This is a genomic window from Limnospira indica PCC 8005 (genome assembly GCF_000973065.1).
In the GTDB taxonomy this organism is placed as follows: Bacteria; Cyanobacteriota; Cyanobacteriia; order Cyanobacteriales; family Microcoleaceae; genus Limnospira; species Limnospira fusiformis.
In genome coordinates this window covers 1,689,895-1,705,785 of the sequence record NZ_FO818640.1, presented here as the reverse complement: position 1 = coordinate 1,705,785, position 15,891 = coordinate 1,689,895, and the positions used below count along the sequence as shown (strand labels likewise).

15 protein-coding genes are annotated in these 15,891 nt (G+C 46.4%); 7 read left to right on the top strand and 8 right to left on the bottom strand.

Annotation, left to right across the window (positions count from 1 at the left end):
• Positions 1-21: 21 nt before the first annotated feature.
• A complete protein-coding gene (locus tag XZ46_RS07510) occupies positions 22-294 on the top strand; it encodes a DUF3143 domain-containing protein (protein ID WP_006670136.1) in 273 nt (90 codons plus the stop codon).
• Between the two features lies 1 nt (position 295).
• Here XZ46_RS07510 and uppS read toward each other — a convergent pair whose 3' ends face one another.
• From uppS to lysA, 3 genes are all read right to left on the bottom strand, one after another.
• The gene (uppS, locus tag XZ46_RS07505; protein ID WP_008049404.1) at positions 296-1,057 is read right to left on the bottom strand and encodes an undecaprenyl pyrophosphate synthase; all 762 of its coding nucleotides are present in this window, start codon (positions 1,055-1,057) and stop codon (positions 296-298) included.
• The gene (cdaA, locus tag XZ46_RS07500) at positions 1,054-1,971 is read right to left on the bottom strand and encodes a diadenylate cyclase CdaA (RefSeq protein WP_008049403.1); all 918 of its coding nucleotides are present in this window, start codon (positions 1,969-1,971) and stop codon (positions 1,054-1,056) included. The genes uppS and cdaA overlap by 4 nt, the downstream gene beginning before the upstream one ends.
• A 166-nt stretch (positions 1,972-2,137) precedes the next feature.
• Positions 2,138-3,529, bottom strand: coding sequence for a diaminopimelate decarboxylase (lysA, locus tag XZ46_RS07495; protein WP_006620696.1), 1,392 nt, complete (start codon positions 3,527-3,529; stop codon positions 2,138-2,140).
• A 112-nt stretch (positions 3,530-3,641) separates the two neighbouring features.
• Here lysA and rimI point away from each other — a divergent pair, with 112 nt between their 5' ends.
• From rimI to XZ46_RS07480, 3 genes are all read left to right on the top strand, one after another.
• The gene (gene rimI, locus XZ46_RS07490; RefSeq protein ID WP_006620697.1) at positions 3,642-4,163 is read left to right on the top strand and encodes a ribosomal protein S18-alanine N-acetyltransferase; all 522 of its coding nucleotides are present in this window, start codon (positions 3,642-3,644) and stop codon (positions 4,161-4,163) included.
• Positions 4,164-4,452: 289 nt separating this feature from the next.
• Positions 4,453-6,924 carry an ATP-dependent Clp protease ATP-binding subunit gene (locus XZ46_RS07485; RefSeq protein ID WP_006620698.1) on the top strand — a complete coding sequence of 824 codons (2,472 nt, stop codon included), beginning with the start codon at positions 4,453-4,455 and terminating at the stop codon, positions 6,922-6,924.
• 116 nt (positions 6,925-7,040) lie between these two features.
• Positions 7,041-7,334 (top strand): DUF2103 domain-containing protein, encoded by a 294-nt coding sequence (locus XZ46_RS07480; RefSeq protein ID WP_006618429.1) that lies wholly within the window; start codon positions 7,041-7,043, stop codon positions 7,332-7,334.
• 107 nt (positions 7,335-7,441) lie between these two features.
• Here XZ46_RS07480 and XZ46_RS07475 read toward each other — a convergent pair whose 3' ends face one another.
• Entirely contained in the window at positions 7,442-7,717 is a 276-nt protein-coding gene (locus XZ46_RS07475) for a MoaD/ThiS family protein (RefSeq protein ID WP_006618430.1), read from the bottom strand.
• 21 nt (positions 7,718-7,738) lie between these two features.
• Here XZ46_RS07475 and XZ46_RS36370 point away from each other — a divergent pair, with 21 nt between their 5' ends.
• Complete coding sequence (locus tag XZ46_RS36370; RefSeq protein WP_071829319.1) at positions 7,739-7,939, top strand: hypothetical protein; 201 nt, start codon at positions 7,739-7,741, stop codon at positions 7,937-7,939.
• Between the two features lie 240 nt (positions 7,940-8,179).
• Here XZ46_RS36370 and thrC read toward each other — a convergent pair whose 3' ends face one another.
• A complete protein-coding gene (gene thrC, locus XZ46_RS07470) occupies positions 8,180-9,490 on the bottom strand; it encodes a threonine synthase (protein WP_006618431.1) in 1,311 nt (436 codons plus the stop codon).
• 246 nt (positions 9,491-9,736) lie between these two features.
• Between thrC and XZ46_RS07465 the strand changes: the two genes are divergently transcribed.
• Positions 9,737-11,209 (top strand): leucyl aminopeptidase, encoded by a 1,473-nt coding sequence (locus XZ46_RS07465; RefSeq protein WP_008049396.1) that lies wholly within the window; start codon positions 9,737-9,739, stop codon positions 11,207-11,209.
• On the opposite strand, the gene XZ46_RS34025 is transcribed toward XZ46_RS07465, so the two are convergent.
• Positions 11,199-11,390 (bottom strand): hypothetical protein, encoded by a 192-nt coding sequence (locus XZ46_RS34025; protein ID WP_157234378.1) that lies wholly within the window; start codon positions 11,388-11,390, stop codon positions 11,199-11,201. The genes XZ46_RS07465 and XZ46_RS34025 overlap by 11 nt on opposite strands.
• Before the next feature lie 235 nt (positions 11,391-11,625).
• Here XZ46_RS34025 and XZ46_RS07460 point away from each other — a divergent pair, with 235 nt between their 5' ends.
• The gene (locus XZ46_RS07460; protein WP_228116506.1) at positions 11,626-14,271 is read left to right on the top strand and encodes a PAS domain-containing protein; all 2,646 of its coding nucleotides are present in this window, start codon (positions 11,626-11,628) and stop codon (positions 14,269-14,271) included.
• Here the strand turns inward: XZ46_RS07460 and XZ46_RS07455 are convergent.
• Together XZ46_RS07455 and XZ46_RS07450 are read right to left on the bottom strand one after the other, a co-directional pair.
• The gene (locus XZ46_RS07455; protein ID WP_006670142.1) at positions 14,234-15,205 is read right to left on the bottom strand and encodes a succinylglutamate desuccinylase/aspartoacylase family protein; all 972 of its coding nucleotides are present in this window, start codon (positions 15,203-15,205) and stop codon (positions 14,234-14,236) included. The genes XZ46_RS07460 and XZ46_RS07455 overlap by 38 nt on opposite strands.
• 79 nt (positions 15,206-15,284) lie before the next feature.
• The gene (locus XZ46_RS07450; RefSeq protein WP_008049393.1) at positions 15,285-15,839 is read right to left on the bottom strand and encodes an NUDIX hydrolase; all 555 of its coding nucleotides are present in this window, start codon (positions 15,837-15,839) and stop codon (positions 15,285-15,287) included.
• Between the last annotated feature and the right edge of the window lie 52 nt (positions 15,840-15,891).

Sequence of the window (15,891 nt, the reverse complement as noted above, 5' to 3'; positions counted from 1 at the left end):
AATTTTCAACAGCAATCAATTATGACCTTACCCAGTCCCAATACCCCCCTATATAATCATCCCCTACCAGAAATCGAAGACTGGTTACGTTCCCTTGGTGGGGAACAGGACTCCCAGGAACTCCATTCTTGGCAAGTAGAAAAGCCCACCTGGAAAGCGGAGCTATGGTTAGATATTGACCAAATAACAGTCCGTTACATTGGCGCAGGTACAGACGGCCAAGACATTCAACGGTCTTTTAAATACTCCCTGAGTCGTCAAGATATCGAACAAGCGGTTTTTTCCGGTCCCTAATTCATTCACGAGTACCCACCTTACCAAATCGACGCTCTCGCTGCTGATAAGAACACAGGGCCAGGTGAAACTCATGGCTGTTAAAATCCGGCCAGAGAGTGTCAGTCACATAAATCTCAGCATAAGCGATTTGCCACAGCAAAAAATTACTAATCCGTAATTCCCCACTGGTGCGAATCAATAAATCCGGGTCAGAAGTTCCGGCTGTATACAAATACTTTTCAAATAAAGCCCCATCAATGGCTTCCGGTTCGAGAGTACCCTGTTTAACCTGGTTGGCGATCGCCTGACAAGCCCTAACAATCTCCTCCCGTCCCCCGTAATTAGTAGCCACAGTCAACAAAATCCCCTCATTATTGCGGGTAGTCTCCATTGACTTCTCAATGCACTCTCTCAGAGAACCGGGAAGCCGATGCAAATTACCCACAAACCTAATCCTAACCTCCTCCTCCATCATCTCCTCAAGTTCCCGCATGAGAACCCGCTCAAACAAAGCCATCAAAAAATCTACTTCTTCTAGGGGTCGCCCCCAATTTTCCGTGGAAAAGGCATAAACCGTTAAAGCATTAATTCCCCAATCACGACAGTAACGGAGTAAATTCTTGAGAGCATCAATCCCTCGCCGATGTCCCATAGTGCGTGGTAGTCCCCGACGTTTCGCCCAGCGACCATTACCATCCATGATCACCGCGACATGGTTTGGGAGGCGATTTCGGTCAAGGTCAGCAGGTAACTCATGTATAACCCTTGGCTTTCGACTCATTTTTTCTCCCGAGAAGCTGACGAACGAAAACGGAACACCTGGGAAATGAACGACCACCTCTTTAATCCTATTCGCCGTTTAAGGGTATCTATGGAAATAGGAGGCTTAGTTCTATCATCCCCCGCCACAAAAGACCGAGCTTCTAATAACTCCTTGAGTTTACTACTGGTTAGGGGTCGATTCAGTACACCTTTATCAGCCAGAGAAATTGACCCGGTTTCTTCAGAAACCACAATACATACACACTTAGCAACCTTTTCTGTAATGCCCATAGCTGCTCGATGGCGGGTTCCCAACTGTCGCGAGGCTATCCTTTCAGACAGGGGCAAAATCACCCCGGCAGCAGCCACCCTAGAGGCTCTAATCAGCACCGCACCATCATGGAGTAGAGTTTTAGGCTGAAAAATCGTCTGTAGCAGTTCCCTGGAAACTTCGGCATTTAAACGCACACCCGGAACGGAAAAATCACGCTCATCAATGGGACTGCCTATTTCAATTATAATCAAAGCCCCAGTACGGTTTTGAGAAAGTTCTTTGACCGCCTCGACAATTTGATCAATGACTCCATCGGTTTCAGGGATACCTTTTCGGCTGGCAGCAAACAGTTGCAGCACCTCCCCTCGCCCTAATTTTTCCAGAAATTGTCTAAACTCTGACTGCAAAATCACAGCCATAGCCACTGCGGAACCAGTTACCAAACTATTTAGGGCAATATAAAGCAGTCTCAGATTAGCCCAATTACTGATCGCCGTTGCCAGCATTAACACAATGAAACCTCGAACCATCCACAAGGTTCGACGCTCTCCAATAATCACAAGGACGATATAGGCGACGGCAAAAACCAGTCCAATATCGATGCTGTTAACCAACCAGGACTCAAGCCAGGCAGGGTCTTGACTTTGACCCGAACTCATTGAACGCGATATGAGGTTAAAACTATTGACATCTTCCGGAACTCCCAACTTATCGATAATGAATTAATTATCTATATTGCTGGGGACTCGATTCCTCATCCTTAAATGGGGAGAGGCATGATGCGGGGCGATGTCTAACCCCGCGTTAGTTACTTAAATTAAGGCATCAAGGGCGATCGCCAAGCCTCTCGGGTAAACGATCCTGACGAATCAGATCCGAATAGGTCTCCCGTTGAATAATTATCGAACTTAGGGAATCATTCACCAGAACGGCTGCCGGACGAGGCAGACGATTATAGTTAGAAGCCATACTATAATTGTAGGCTCCTGTTGCCATTACCACCAAGATATCACCAGTTTGACAATCTCCGGGGAGATGGGCTTGTTGAATGAGGATGTCCCCAGATTCACAATGTTTGCCAGCTACTGTTATGGTTTCGGTTAATGGTGCGGACATCCGATTAGCAATTACCACTCTATACACAGATTGATAAGTAATCGGACGGGGATTATCTGACATTCCCCCATCAACGGCTATATAAGTCCGCAGATCTGGAATCTCTTTGCGAGAACCAATCGTGTAAGCAGTGATCGCAGCCGGACCAATAATCGATCGCCCTGGTTCACACAACAGCTTAGGTAAAGGGATTTGGCGCTGTTCACAGGCGGCGACGACGGATGAGGCGATCGCACTTACCCAACTTTCAATACTGGGGGGGTCATCATCTTCTGTATACCGAATCCCTAGACCTCCCCCCACATTAACTTCGGTAATATTTAAACCATACTGACTGCCTTTAGTGACCGCATCCATTAGCACCCCAGCTAAGTCTTGATGGGGTTGCAGTTCAAAAATCTGAGAGCCAATATGAGCGTGAATTCCCTCGCAGCATAGAGATGGGTTACTGCTGACAAATTTAAACACCTCATCAAGTTGATTAGGATCAAATCCGAATTTACTATCAAGATGTCCGGTGCGAATATACTCATGGGTGTGACACTCGATTCCTGGGGTAAATCTGATCATCACCCGCACGGGGGATTGTACAGACATTTCATCTGCCAATTCCACCAGGTTGGTCAGGTCTAGCCAGTTGTCAGCCACTACAGTACAGCCAGTGCTAATGGCTAACTCCAGTTCCGATCGCGATTTATTATTACCATGTAGGTAAATCTTATCGGGACTCACCCCCGCCGTTTTCGCGGTGTATAGTTCCCCACCAGAAACCACATCAGTTCCCAAACCTTCCGAGGCAACTATTGCACAAATCGCTAAACAATTCCATGCCTTAGAAGCATAGAGAATCAGCGATTCTCCCGGATAGTATTTCGCCCAAGCCTCCCGGTATTGACGGCAAGCAGTACGCAGGGTCACTTCATCTAATATATATAGAGGGGAACCAAACTGACTGACCATTTCCGCGACATCACAACCCCCAATTTCTAGGTGGTCTTGGTGGTTGACCTTAGCGGTGAGGGGTAACAGTTGTTGGTTAGGCGATCGCTCGGTTGTGCTTTCTTCCGAGTTGAGTAGGTACTGAAGTCCTGAATTTTCCACAGTTTTAGTATCAATAGTTAGTTTTTTTATCGGCGCGTGTATCTGCGATCGTACCAAATTTCTGTCACCATGGTTAATCTTAATCTATCTATTAGCTTTCAGCCCAGCCTCTGTGACCATCCTACAACTCAAACTTCTCACCCCCGACTTATTACCCGCAGTAGTAGAACTCGATCGCCTTTGCTTAGGTGGACTATGGAATGAATCGGGATATCAACGGGAATTAGATAGCCCCAATAGCGATCTGGTCATCTGGACACACCCAACCCAGGGACAACCCTTATCAGGTTTACAGCCAATTTCCGTACAAGTCGCCCAAACGCCACCCCTACCAGTCATAGGCATCGGTTGTCTCTGGGCTATTGTAGACGAAGCCCATATCACTTTACTAGCCATTCATCCCGATTATCGCGGCTTAGGTCTAGGGGCCGATTTACTGCGGGCTTTACTGCAACTCGCCCAACAGCGAGGATTATCCCACGCTACCCTAGAAGTTAAGCCCTCCAATCATATCGCCCTATCTCTATATCAAAAATTCGGCTTCCAAATTGCCGGAAGGCGCAAAAAATACTATGCCGACACCGGAGAAGATGCCCTAATACTTTGGCTTTCTGGTCTGCCAAGTCTTATTTGAGATTGTGCTAAAATCCGGGTCAGAGACAGACAACCACGATACAGAATCACTGATTCCATTTCGGGTACTTTGTCCCTATTCGGCAGATCCCGTAGTCATTGGGGATTACTCAATGGCCAAAGACGAGCCGATCGCCAACCTAAATACCTCATCCCGTAGATACAATTAAAAATGAGTCAATCCCATAAGTAAAACTTGTTGAGCAACTTTCGGCATAGTTTTACCCGATCATTGAAAATATCACGCTAAAATTAGCATACGAGCCAGCAGCAGGTGATAAAAATTAGCCATGTTTGAACGCTTCACAGAAAAAGCCATTAAGGTGATCATGTTAGCCCAGGAGGAAGCACGCCGCCTGGGACATAACTTCGTAGGAACAGAACAGATCCTCCTGGGTCTGATTGGCGAAGGGACTGGCGTAGCAGCCAAAGTCCTGAAGTCCATGGGGGTCAACCTCAAAGATGCTCGGATCGAGGTCGAAAAAATCATCGGCCGTGGCTCCGGGTTTGTAGCCGTTGAAATTCCGTTCACTCCGCGCGCCAAGAGGGTTTTAGAACTTTCCTTGGAAGAGGCTCGTCAACTCGGGCATAATTATATCGGCACAGAACATTTGCTTCTGGGTCTGATCCGAGAAGGAGAAGGAGTAGCCGCTCGCGTCCTGGAAAATTTGGGCGTTGACCTGTCGAAGGTTCGCACCCAGGTAATTAGGATGTTGGGTGAAACGGCGGAAGTCACCGCCGGGGGAAGTAGCGGTCGCACTAAGACCCCAACCCTCGATGAGTTTGGCTCTAATTTGACCCAAATGGCCGCTGAGGGCAAACTTGACCCGGTAGTGGGACGACAAAAGGAAATTGAGCGGGTGATCCAGATTTTGGGTCGGCGTACCAAAAATAATCCGGTCCTAATTGGAGAACCGGGTGTCGGTAAAACAGCGATCGCCGAAGGTCTCGCCCAGCGCATTGCTCAAAATGATATTCCCGACATTCTGGAAGATAAACGAGTTGTTACCCTCGATATCGGTCTATTGGTGGCGGGTACTAAGTATCGGGGTGAGTTTGAGGAACGACTCAAAAAGATTATGGATGAAATCCGCTCTTGCGGTAATGTCATCCTGGTAATTGATGAGGTTCACACCCTCATTGGTGCAGGTGCTGCGGAAGGAGCTATCGATGCGGCTAATATCCTCAAGCCAGCTTTGGCGCGGGGTGAGTTGCAGTGTATCGGTGCTACTACCCTCGATGAGTACCGCAAGCATATTGAACGGGATGCGGCCCTAGAACGTCGGTTCCAACCCGTGATGGTCGGTGAGCCTTCGGTACCGGAAACCATTGAGATTCTCTATGGACTGCGGGAACGCTATGAGCAGCACCACAAACTTAAAATTATCGATGAGGCTCTCGAAGCAGCAGCGAAATTGTCCGATCGCTATATTAGCGATCGCTATCTCCCCGATAAGGCGATCGATTTGATTGATGAAGCCGGATCGCGGGTGCGCCTGATTAACTCCCAACTTCCCCCAGCCGCTAAGGAACTCGACAAGGAATTGCGACAAGTCCTCAAGGAAAAAGACGACGCGGTGCGCTCCCAAGACTTTGACCGAGCCGGAGAATTGCGCGATCGCGAAATGGAAATTAAATCCCAAATTCGGGCGATCGCTCAAAACAAAAAATCCGAAACTCGCACCGACGACGATGATTCCCCCATGGTAACAGAAGAGGATATCGCCCAAATCGTGGCCAGTTGGACCGGGATTCCCGTTAACAAACTCACCGAGTCCGAGTCCGAGAAACTCCTGCACATGGAAGACACCCTCCACCAGCGTCTTATCGGTCAGGAAGAAGCTGTCAAAGCCGTTTCTCGCGCCATCCGTCGTGCGCGTGTCGGACTCAAGAACCCCAACCGACCCATCGCTAGTTTCATCTTCTCTGGACCCACAGGCGTAGGTAAAACCGAGTTGACTAAATCCCTCGCCGCCTACTTCTTCGGCTCAGAAGAAGCTATGATCCGCCTGGATATGTCGGAATTTATGGAGCGGCACACCGTTTCTAAACTCATCGGTTCTCCTCCCGGCTATGTGGGTTACAACGAAGGTGGACAACTCACCGAAGCCGTGCGCCGTCGTCCTTATACCGTGGTGCTGTTCGACGAAATCGAAAAAGCTCACCCCGATGTCTTCAATATGTTATTGCAGATTTTGGAAGATGGGCGCTTGACCGATGCTAAAGGTCGCACCGTAGACTTTAAAAACACCCTGATCATCATGACGAGCAACATTGGCTCTAAGGTGATCGAAAAAGGTGGCGGCGGTCTTGGGTTCGAGTTTGAAGAAAATCAAGCTGATGCTCAATATAACCGCATCCGCAACCTGGTTAATGAAGAACTTAAACAATACTTCCGTCCTGAGTTCCTTAACCGTCTTGATGAAATTATCGTCTTCCGTCAACTCAATAAAGATGAGGTCAAGGAAATTGCGGTAATTATGCTTAACGAGGTGTTCGGTCGCCTCACTGAAAAAGGCATTCGCCTGGAAATTACCGATCGCTTTAAAGAAAGACTGGTAGAAGAAGGTTATAATCCCAGCTACGGTGCGCGTCCCCTGCGTCGCGCCATTATGCGTTTGCTGGAAGATAGCCTCGCCGAGGAAATCCTCTCTGGTCGCGTCAAAGAAGGCGATACGGCGATCGTTGATGTTAATGAGGACGGTCAAGTTCAAGTCTTACAAGGCGAAAAACGGGAACTGCTCCCCCAAGCCGCTGACTAATTGCTAGGCGTAGGTTTTTAAGCCTATTGTTATTGCATCGATAATATATGTAGGGATAATTCGTGAATTGTCCCTACTTTTTTTTAGAATGATGTAGTAGCGTTTTCACAAAAATCATGAATAATAAAAACTCGGGGCGCTTGGTTTGGAATCACTCTACCCACCTTCAGGGCTTGATCCCTGTCTTAGATAGATTAACCAAGTATCAGGGAATTCATACGATTACCCCGGGAGTAATTACTAGGGCTAAGGCTCATTGTCCGCACATGAAGTTAAGAGTATCTGTTCCTATTCGCGGCGGCTTTAAGGTCTTGGCTAGGGCGGGAAAAACCGTTCAGGAAGTCTTTTTTGTGACTAGCCTCTCCCAAAGCGAATTAGAAGGAGCGATCGCTAATGCTCTGAGAAAATGACTTAATATCCTAGACTTTCCGGGTAACCGGGTTCCTATCCGAAAAGGAGTCACGGAACCCGTTACACCCGGTCAAAGTATCAGAAACCAGGTTTCTCAGTCCTCTCTCTAGCCTCCAGCCACAGCCGGAACAATACTCACTTCATCACCATCAGCTAAGGCGGTATTCGTACCATCTAAGAAGCGAATATCCTCACTGTTGACGTAGAAATTCAAAAAGCGCCTCGGTTTTCCTTCATCATCACAGAGACTTTTCTTGATACCCGGACAACTAGCTTCCAGGGAATCAATTAGTTCCATAATGTTCGTCCCCTCGCACTCAAGGGTAGCTTGGTTGTTAGTGAACTTTTGCAGGGGAGTGGGAATTAAAACTTTAACAGCCATTGTTGATTAATTGGATAGAAAATTGCCGTCAAAAGGAGAAGGCTTGCACCTTCCCCCAAGATTTCACGTAAAACTCCTGGGAGAGTTGGAAGCTCCGTGATTTATCGCGGAGAGGAAAACCGACTCAAGCGGCTGACCGCCGCCAGCACCCCCTTGCGGGGTGGAGGGGTATGGTTGCCCCTCCATGGAGCTATGGTTGGCTCCGACTCCCTTGCGGGGTAATGTTTGCTTCGCCAATGTTCAGAGTCGGTACTATCCAAATCGCACGTCCTTAACCCCTTAGAGATGTTTAACGATTCGGTTCTAGGGCCTGGAACTAGCACGCATTCCAGGGTAGGAACTTTAACTCTTGCTCTGAACGTAGCCAGTTAAGGCTATAGCTGGTCAGCTACCTGAAAGGGGGGCACGAAGCCCCTGTGCTTCAGCCGGGGGTGCTGACATCTTACCGGATTTTGGCTAATCTTAAACCAAAACCTGTTGCCATTCTAAGCGATCGAGAGTCCGTGCGCGTTCGATCGCCACTTCAAAGCTATCTAGTTTCGGGTCAATGGTCAGAGGTTCGCCAATGTAGCCGTGAACCGCCTCCTGAGTTTTTAAGCCATTTCCAGTAATGTAAACAACAGTAGTTTCATCGGGGTCAATTTTACCCGCTTCCACCAGTTTTTTCAACACCGCAATCGTAGTTCCGCCAGCCGTCTCTGTAAAGATACCTTCAGTTTCCGCCAGTAATTTGATACCCTCGATAATTTCAGCATCATTAACTGACTCCACACTACCGCCAGACTTTTTGGCTAATTCTACTGCATACACACCATCAGCCGGATTACCAATAGCGATAGATTTAGCGATCGTATTAGGTTTAACTGGCGTAATAAAGTCGCGATTTTCCTTGAAAGCATGGGCTACAGGAGAGCAACCTTCCGCTTGTGCGCCACTAAAACGCACGGGTTTATCTTCCACTAAACCCACCTTAACAAACTCTTGGAAACCTTTATGAATCTTGGTATATAACGAACCAGAAGCGATCGGCGCTACTACATGATCTGGCAGTCGCCAACCTAACTGCTCTGCTACTTCAAAACCCAGAGTTTTAGAACCTTCCGAATAATAGGGGCGCAGGTTGATATTAACAAAACCCCAACCGTAGGTATTAGCTACTTCTGAACAGAGGCGATTAACTTGGTCATAATTGCCCCTAACTGCCATCAGAATCGGATTATAAATTAATGTTCCTAACACCTTCCCAGCTTCTAAATCGGAGGGAATAAATACACAACAATCTAATCCCGCTTTAGCTGCGATCGCTGCCGTAGAATTCGCTAAATTTCCCGTACTCGCACAGGAAACCGTCGAAAAACCTAACTCTCTAGCGCGGCTGAGAGCCACAGATACCACCCTATCCTTAAAGCTAAGGGTAGGCATATTAACAGCATCATTTTTAATATAAAGATTTTTGAGACCGAGGCGGCGGGCTAACCGTTCTGACTTCACCAACGGAGTCATCCCAGTTCCCACATCAATAACATTATCTGTAGCTACCGGTAAAAAGTGACGATAACGCCAGATCGAATTTGGGCCAGCTTCAATAGTTTCGCGAGTTACCAGTTGGCGAAGGTTGTCATAGTTATAGTGAACTTCCAGGGGACCAAAACACACCTCGCAAACGTGCTTGGCTTCCAGAGCATATTCCGCGCCGCACTCTTTACATTTGAGTTTATCAAAAGTAGCTCCGGCGGTGGGGGTGGTGGTGTGGTTATGGGTTGCCTGGGTCATGACACTTACCTCTGCTTTTTCTGCTGTTCTAACTGTTGGATGAAGACTATCACAGTTGTCAAATTCCCGTCAACCATACCCGACTTTTTTTGTCGGGATTAACAAAAATTCCCTTAAATGGGGAGTTTTAGCGGGTACAGTCCGGGGAGCAGGGTAATCCAAATTTGGGGTAAATAATTTCCGCCCTCACGATAGGATTAAGAAAGATGACCCAAGTCGTACTTTAAAAGGCATTGAGATTAAGACATGGAATTTAGAGCCACAGATACTAACCGCCTAGACTGGAGTGGAGATGTATTAGCGATAGGTCTGTTTGAAGGACAAGTCCAACTGAGTGGGGATTTAGCAGAACTCAATCAAAAACTCGGTGGGACCCTACAAGAACTTATCGAAGAATCAGACTTTCAGGGAAAAGCTGATAGTAGTGCTTCTGGTCGTGTGGGTGGCAATAGTCCCATTCGTAAGGTGGTTTTAGTGGGGTTGGGGTCTGCTGAGGACTACACCCTAGAAGCTATCCGACGTGGTGCGGCTGCGTCAGGACAGGCGGCGAAAGCACTCAAAGGTAAAACCCTGGGTATCAGTTTCCCGGTGGGTAATGCGTCGGAGACGGTGGGGGCTATTGTAGAAGGATTAGAGTTAGTTCTGTATCAGGATAATCGCTTTAAGTCGGAAACTAAGGACAAAGAAATTCAAGTCGAGTCTGTAGATCTGCTAGGGTTTCCGGGTACAGAAGCAGCCATTACCCTGGCTCAACAGGTCTGTTCTGGGGTGTTCTTGGCGCGGGAGTTGGTGGCGGCTCCGGCTAATGAAGTTAACCCCATAACTATGGCAGAATTGGCTAAATCTCTGGCTGCTGAGTATGGGTTGGAACTGGAAATTTTGGAACGGGAAGATTGCGAAAAATTGGGAATGGGAGCATTTTTAGGGGTGGCTCAAGCCTCGGATTTGCCTCCTAAGTTTATCCATCTCACCTATAAACCCCAGGGAACACCGACCCGGAAACTAGCTATTGTGGGTAAGGGTTTGACTTTTGATTCGGGTGGTTTGAACCTGAAACCCACGGGTAGCGGCATCGAAATGATGAAAATGGATATGGCTGGGGCGGCGGCGACTTTTGGCGCGGCTAAGGCGATCGCCACCTTAAAGCCCACAGTTGAGGTGCATTTTATCAGTGCCGTAACCGAAAACATGATTAGCGGCCGTGCTATGCGCCCTGGAGACTTCCTGCGCGCTTCTAATGGCAAAACTATTGAAGTCAATAATACGGACGCTGAAGGGCGTTTAACTTTGGCTGATGCTTTGGTGTTTGCTGACCGCCTAGGGGTTGATGCTATGGTGGATTTAGCAACTCTCACCGGAGCCTGTATCATTGCCTTGGGAGATGATATCGCTGGGTTATGGAGTCCTGATGATCAACTGGCGCAACAGTTACAATCTGCTTCCCAAAAAGCTGGGGAAAAATTCTGGCGGATGCCAATTGAGGAAAGATATTTTGAAGGACTCAAGGCTATTCATGCTGACATGAAAAACACGGGACCTCGCGCTGGGGGTTCGATTACGGCTACTCTGTTCCTGAAACAGTTTGTTAAGGATACCCCTTGGGCTCATTTGGATATTGCTGGCCCAGTTTGGACAGATAAGGATAAGGGCTATAATAAAACTGGTGCGACCGGATTCCCTGTCCGAACCCTGGTGAATTGGGTTCTGGCTAATTCCTAACCAGGATGGCAATTCCCCTATGCAGTTCGGAGGCGATCGCCTGGGGGATTGCTCCCATTTTGCACCTTTTCTGGTTATGGCAATCAATGATCCATTTCCCCGCCAACCGCCAACCCCTTGGTTGGTGAGTAAATGCCTCCCATTCCGGTATCTTCTGGAATCGGGTTGTATTAACTGTCACCTATTATCACCATTACTATAGACATCTCAATATTTGGCAACTAATTTGCTAGGTTAATTATGCTTTTCAATGGGGATAACCACCGAATGATGGGTGCTTATAGATAGGTTTTCCCCTAGTGGACAAATATCTGCTCTCTCTGTTGACGGGAAGCGAACCCCAAAAAATAATTTAACAAATGCTAGAATTGTTGGTATATGTTTTTACCCAATTATTAACCTTTGAGCCTCATATAATGCTCAGGGGGTATAGCTTTTCGCCAGAATCACTATCAAACTGGCTACATTTGTGGTTAACTGCTGCGATCGCATTGGTTAGTTACTTGTCAGCAGGTATGCTCAACAATAGCTTATCAATCTATGGCGATCGCTGTAAATTCTCAACCCCAAATCAACCCTTTTGGCGCGGCGGTGGTAATTTCATCGGTAACTCGGGGTTACTCAGCTTGGGGTTAGTCATGGCGGGGAATTTTCAAATACTTGACACAGAAATTGTCTGGTATCCCGTCGGGGGAATATTTGTGATAACTATCTTAGCCATTTTAGGATTACTCGCTACCAACTTAATATTCTTTTGGCTGTGGTGGTTTCAGATACCTATGTTGGGGTTTATCCGCCGCCAGAATTTGACATCTAGCCTAGATAATTCAGCCGCCAATAACTCCCCCAACTCAGGAAATCCCAATCCATTAACTATCAAAGTAAACGCCAAGATCAATAACTGGTCTGCGGAAGATACCATATCCCTGACACAATTTTCTATTGATAAAGCCGCCGATGCGATTTTTTGGATTGGAATAGAAGGAGAAATTATTTATGTGAATGAGTCAGCTTCTCGCCTGTTGGGTTACTCCCCTAGCGAATTATTGTTATTGACGATTCATGATATTAACCCGGATTTTCCGCGAGATTCTTGGCATTTACATTGGCAAATCCTGCGCCGCTGTGGGTCTTTAAAAATTGAGGCTCGCTATCGGACTAAACATAATCGCCTCATTCCCGTGGAAATGATGATTAATCATCTGAACTTTAAAGGTCAGGAATATCAATGTGTGTTTATCCGAGATATTAGCGATCGCAAACAAGTTGAGAGAATGCTGCGGGAACGTCAGGGAGAATTTCGCACCCTGGTTTCTAATATTCCCGGTGCAGTTTATCGCTCTAATTTAGACATTGATCGCACCATGACCTTTATGAGTCCGGGGGTGGAATCTATTACTGGTTATAGCCCTAATGATTTGATTTTAAACCGAACTATCAGCTTTGCAAGTCTGATTCATCCTGATGACCAACAAACAGTTATAGACGCGATTCAAATATCCGTAGAAAAACGCCATCCCTATATTTTAGAGTATCGGTTACGGCGAGCCAATGGTTCCGAACGATGGGTTTATGATAAGGGTCAAGGTATCTTTGATGATGACCAACAAGTTTTATGTTTGGCGGGGGCAATTTTTGATATTACTAAACAAAAACAAGCCTCGGAAGCTCTGCGGATTAATGAGGAGAGGTTACAATTAGCATTAACTGGAACTAATCAGGGTTTATGGGATTGGAATTTAGGCACTGATGAGGTCTATTTTAGCCCTCAATGCCGACAAATGCTGGGTTATGATATGAAGCACATCAACAACCATCCTCGGTCTTGGTTGAAGCTGGTGCATCCTGAAGACCGCCATCAGGTGATTTATTGCTTAAAACAACACTGGCAAAATCACACGCATTTTTGTGAGGTTGAACACCGGATGTTTACCAATAATGGGGGTTGGAAATGGGTGCTTAATCATGGTCAAGTGGTGAGTCGAGATGAGCAAGGTAAACCCCTACGCATGACCGGGACAGTTAGGGATATTAGCGATCGCAAACAGGCTGAAGATGCTTTGCGACAGTCGGAAGCTAGGGAACGCGCCAGAGCATTACAGTTGGAACTAACCCTTAAACAACTCCGACAGGCTCAAGCACAATTAATTCAAAATGAAAAACTTTCCAGTCTGGGTCAAATGGTCGCAGGAATTGCCCATGAAATTAATAACCCAGTTACTTTTATTTATGGTAATATTAGCTATGCGGGTCAATATGTACAAGACTTGTTGGCACTGATTGAATTATATCAGCGATATTATCCACAGCCAGTGGCGGAAATTCGCGATCGCATTGAGGAAGTCGAACTAGGTTTTATTGTATACGATTTACCCCGCATTTTAGATTCAATGGAAGTCGGCGCAAATCGGATTCGACAGATTGTTTTGTCTCTGCGGAATTTTGCGAGACTTGATGAGTCGGAAATGAAACCCGTCAATATTCATGATGGGATTGAGAGTACATTATTAATCCTGCAACATCGACTCAAAGGACGACTTCCCACCTTAGAAAAACATGAGTTTCCCGAAATTAAAGTCATTCGTAATTATGGATACTTACCCAAAGTAGAATGTTATGCGGGTCAACTGAATCAGGTATTTTTGAGTATTTTAAGTAATGCAATTGATGCGATTTTAGAAGTAGAAAAACTCGAAAATGGCTTGGTTGACTTCGATCCAACTATTCAGATTAGCACTGAATTAATTAACTCGGATTGGGTGTCAATTAAAATTTCTGATAATGGTTTGGGTATGGAAGAAGATGTGCGAAAACGATTATTTGAGCCATTTTTTACCACTAAACCTGTGGGTCATGGTACCGGCTTAGGATTAGCCATGAGTTATCAAATTGTGGCTAAACATGGGGGAAATTTAACCTGTAAGTCGGTACTAACTAAGGGGTCAGAATTTGCGATCGAAATTCCCCGGCGACCTTCTGTATTAAGCAAAACCGGACGATATTATCTCCCAAGTGAACAGTATTCTAAGATGGAAAATGAACGAGATTCTCTTCAGAGTTGAGGAGAGCCAAATTAACTATAGCATCCCCTTGATTAACTAAGGGATTTTGCTGATTTCCGATAACTAACCCATCAGCAGGAGCCCTGACTTTGACGCTGGTATCACCAAAAGCATCAGATATAACACCTAGGAGTTGGCGCTTATATACCCGTTCCCCCAACTCAATAGATAGTTGTAATATCCCACTACGAGAAGCACGCACCCATTGAGTATTTTGCACTTCTATAGGTTCCAGGGGAAAGTTATCAAATTGGAAGTCATACATATCTAAGGTTTCCATCACCCGTAGGATACCTTGAACGCCAATATAAATAGCATGGGAATTAAATCGTAGCGCCTCCCCTCCTTCATATAGAAGAACCGGAATCCCTTTTTGAGTGGCGGCTTGACGTAGGGAACCATCCCTAAGTTGGGAGTGAATAATCACAGAAGTTCCAAAAGCGCGCGCACATTGGTAGGTAACAGGATCATCTAAGTTGGCTCTAATTTGTGGTAAATTTTTACGGTGACCTGATGCTGTATGTAGGTCAATTCCATGGGTGGAGTGATTGACAATTTCTTGGACGAATAAATGAGCTATACGGGAGGCGAGGCTTCCTCTTTTGGAACCCGGAAATGAGCGGTTTAAGTCTCGGCGATCTGGTAAATATCGAGATTGTTCGATAAATCCAAAGACATTGACAATGGGAACAGCAATTACGGTCCCCCGCAAACGCTTGGGGGAAATTTTTTGCAAGACTTGATGAATGATTTCAACGCCATTAATTTCGTCGCCGTGAATAGCGGCACTCACCCAGAGTATGGGTCCCTCTGTATAGCCATTGATGACGATAACGGGTAGGGATAGCATAGTTTGAGTGGGAAGGCGAGCCACGGGGATTTCGATGCGCTTAGTGCGTGCGGGGGGAATTGGGGTGCGGCAAATTTCAAGCATTAATGGACGATCGCTGCTCAGAAAGCGGAAGTATAAGAATAGAGTTATGACATGATTATAGCAGATAATAGCTCATCGATTACTGAGTTTTTTTACTCTGGAGATATTCCCAGGCTAAAAAGATAGCAGCAATGGTTCCGGCTACTTGAATCTTTTGGGTGGCGATCGCATCTATAACTTCAGCCACTGGTATCAGAACCACTTGGATATCTTCGGTGGGGTCCAGTTGGGTCTGGTGCTGCAGTTGCACATTTTCCGCCAAAAATAGGTGAATAGAATTAGTGTCCTTGACGGGATTATCGTATAGGGTAGCTAGGGGAATTAAAGAGGAGGCGACATAACCTGTTTCTTCCCTAAGTTCCCGTAAGGCGGCGACGGTGGGGGTTTCGGTAGCCGGGTCAAAACCGCCAGCGGGGAGTTCTAATAAAATCTGCTCGACTCCATGTCGGTATTGGCGAACAAAAATCACCTGCTGGTCTTCGGTGACAGCAAAAACTAAGGCGACATCAGGCCGAATATTGATAAAAAAATCATCTATAATATTCCCATCGGGAAGGGCGATCGCATCTTGGCGCACCCGACACCAAGGATGATCTATGATCATTTGCGATCGCAATCTTTGCCACTTTTGCATGAGTTTCCAAATCTAGGAGTTTAGGGTTGCATTCTAACTAAAAACATGATAC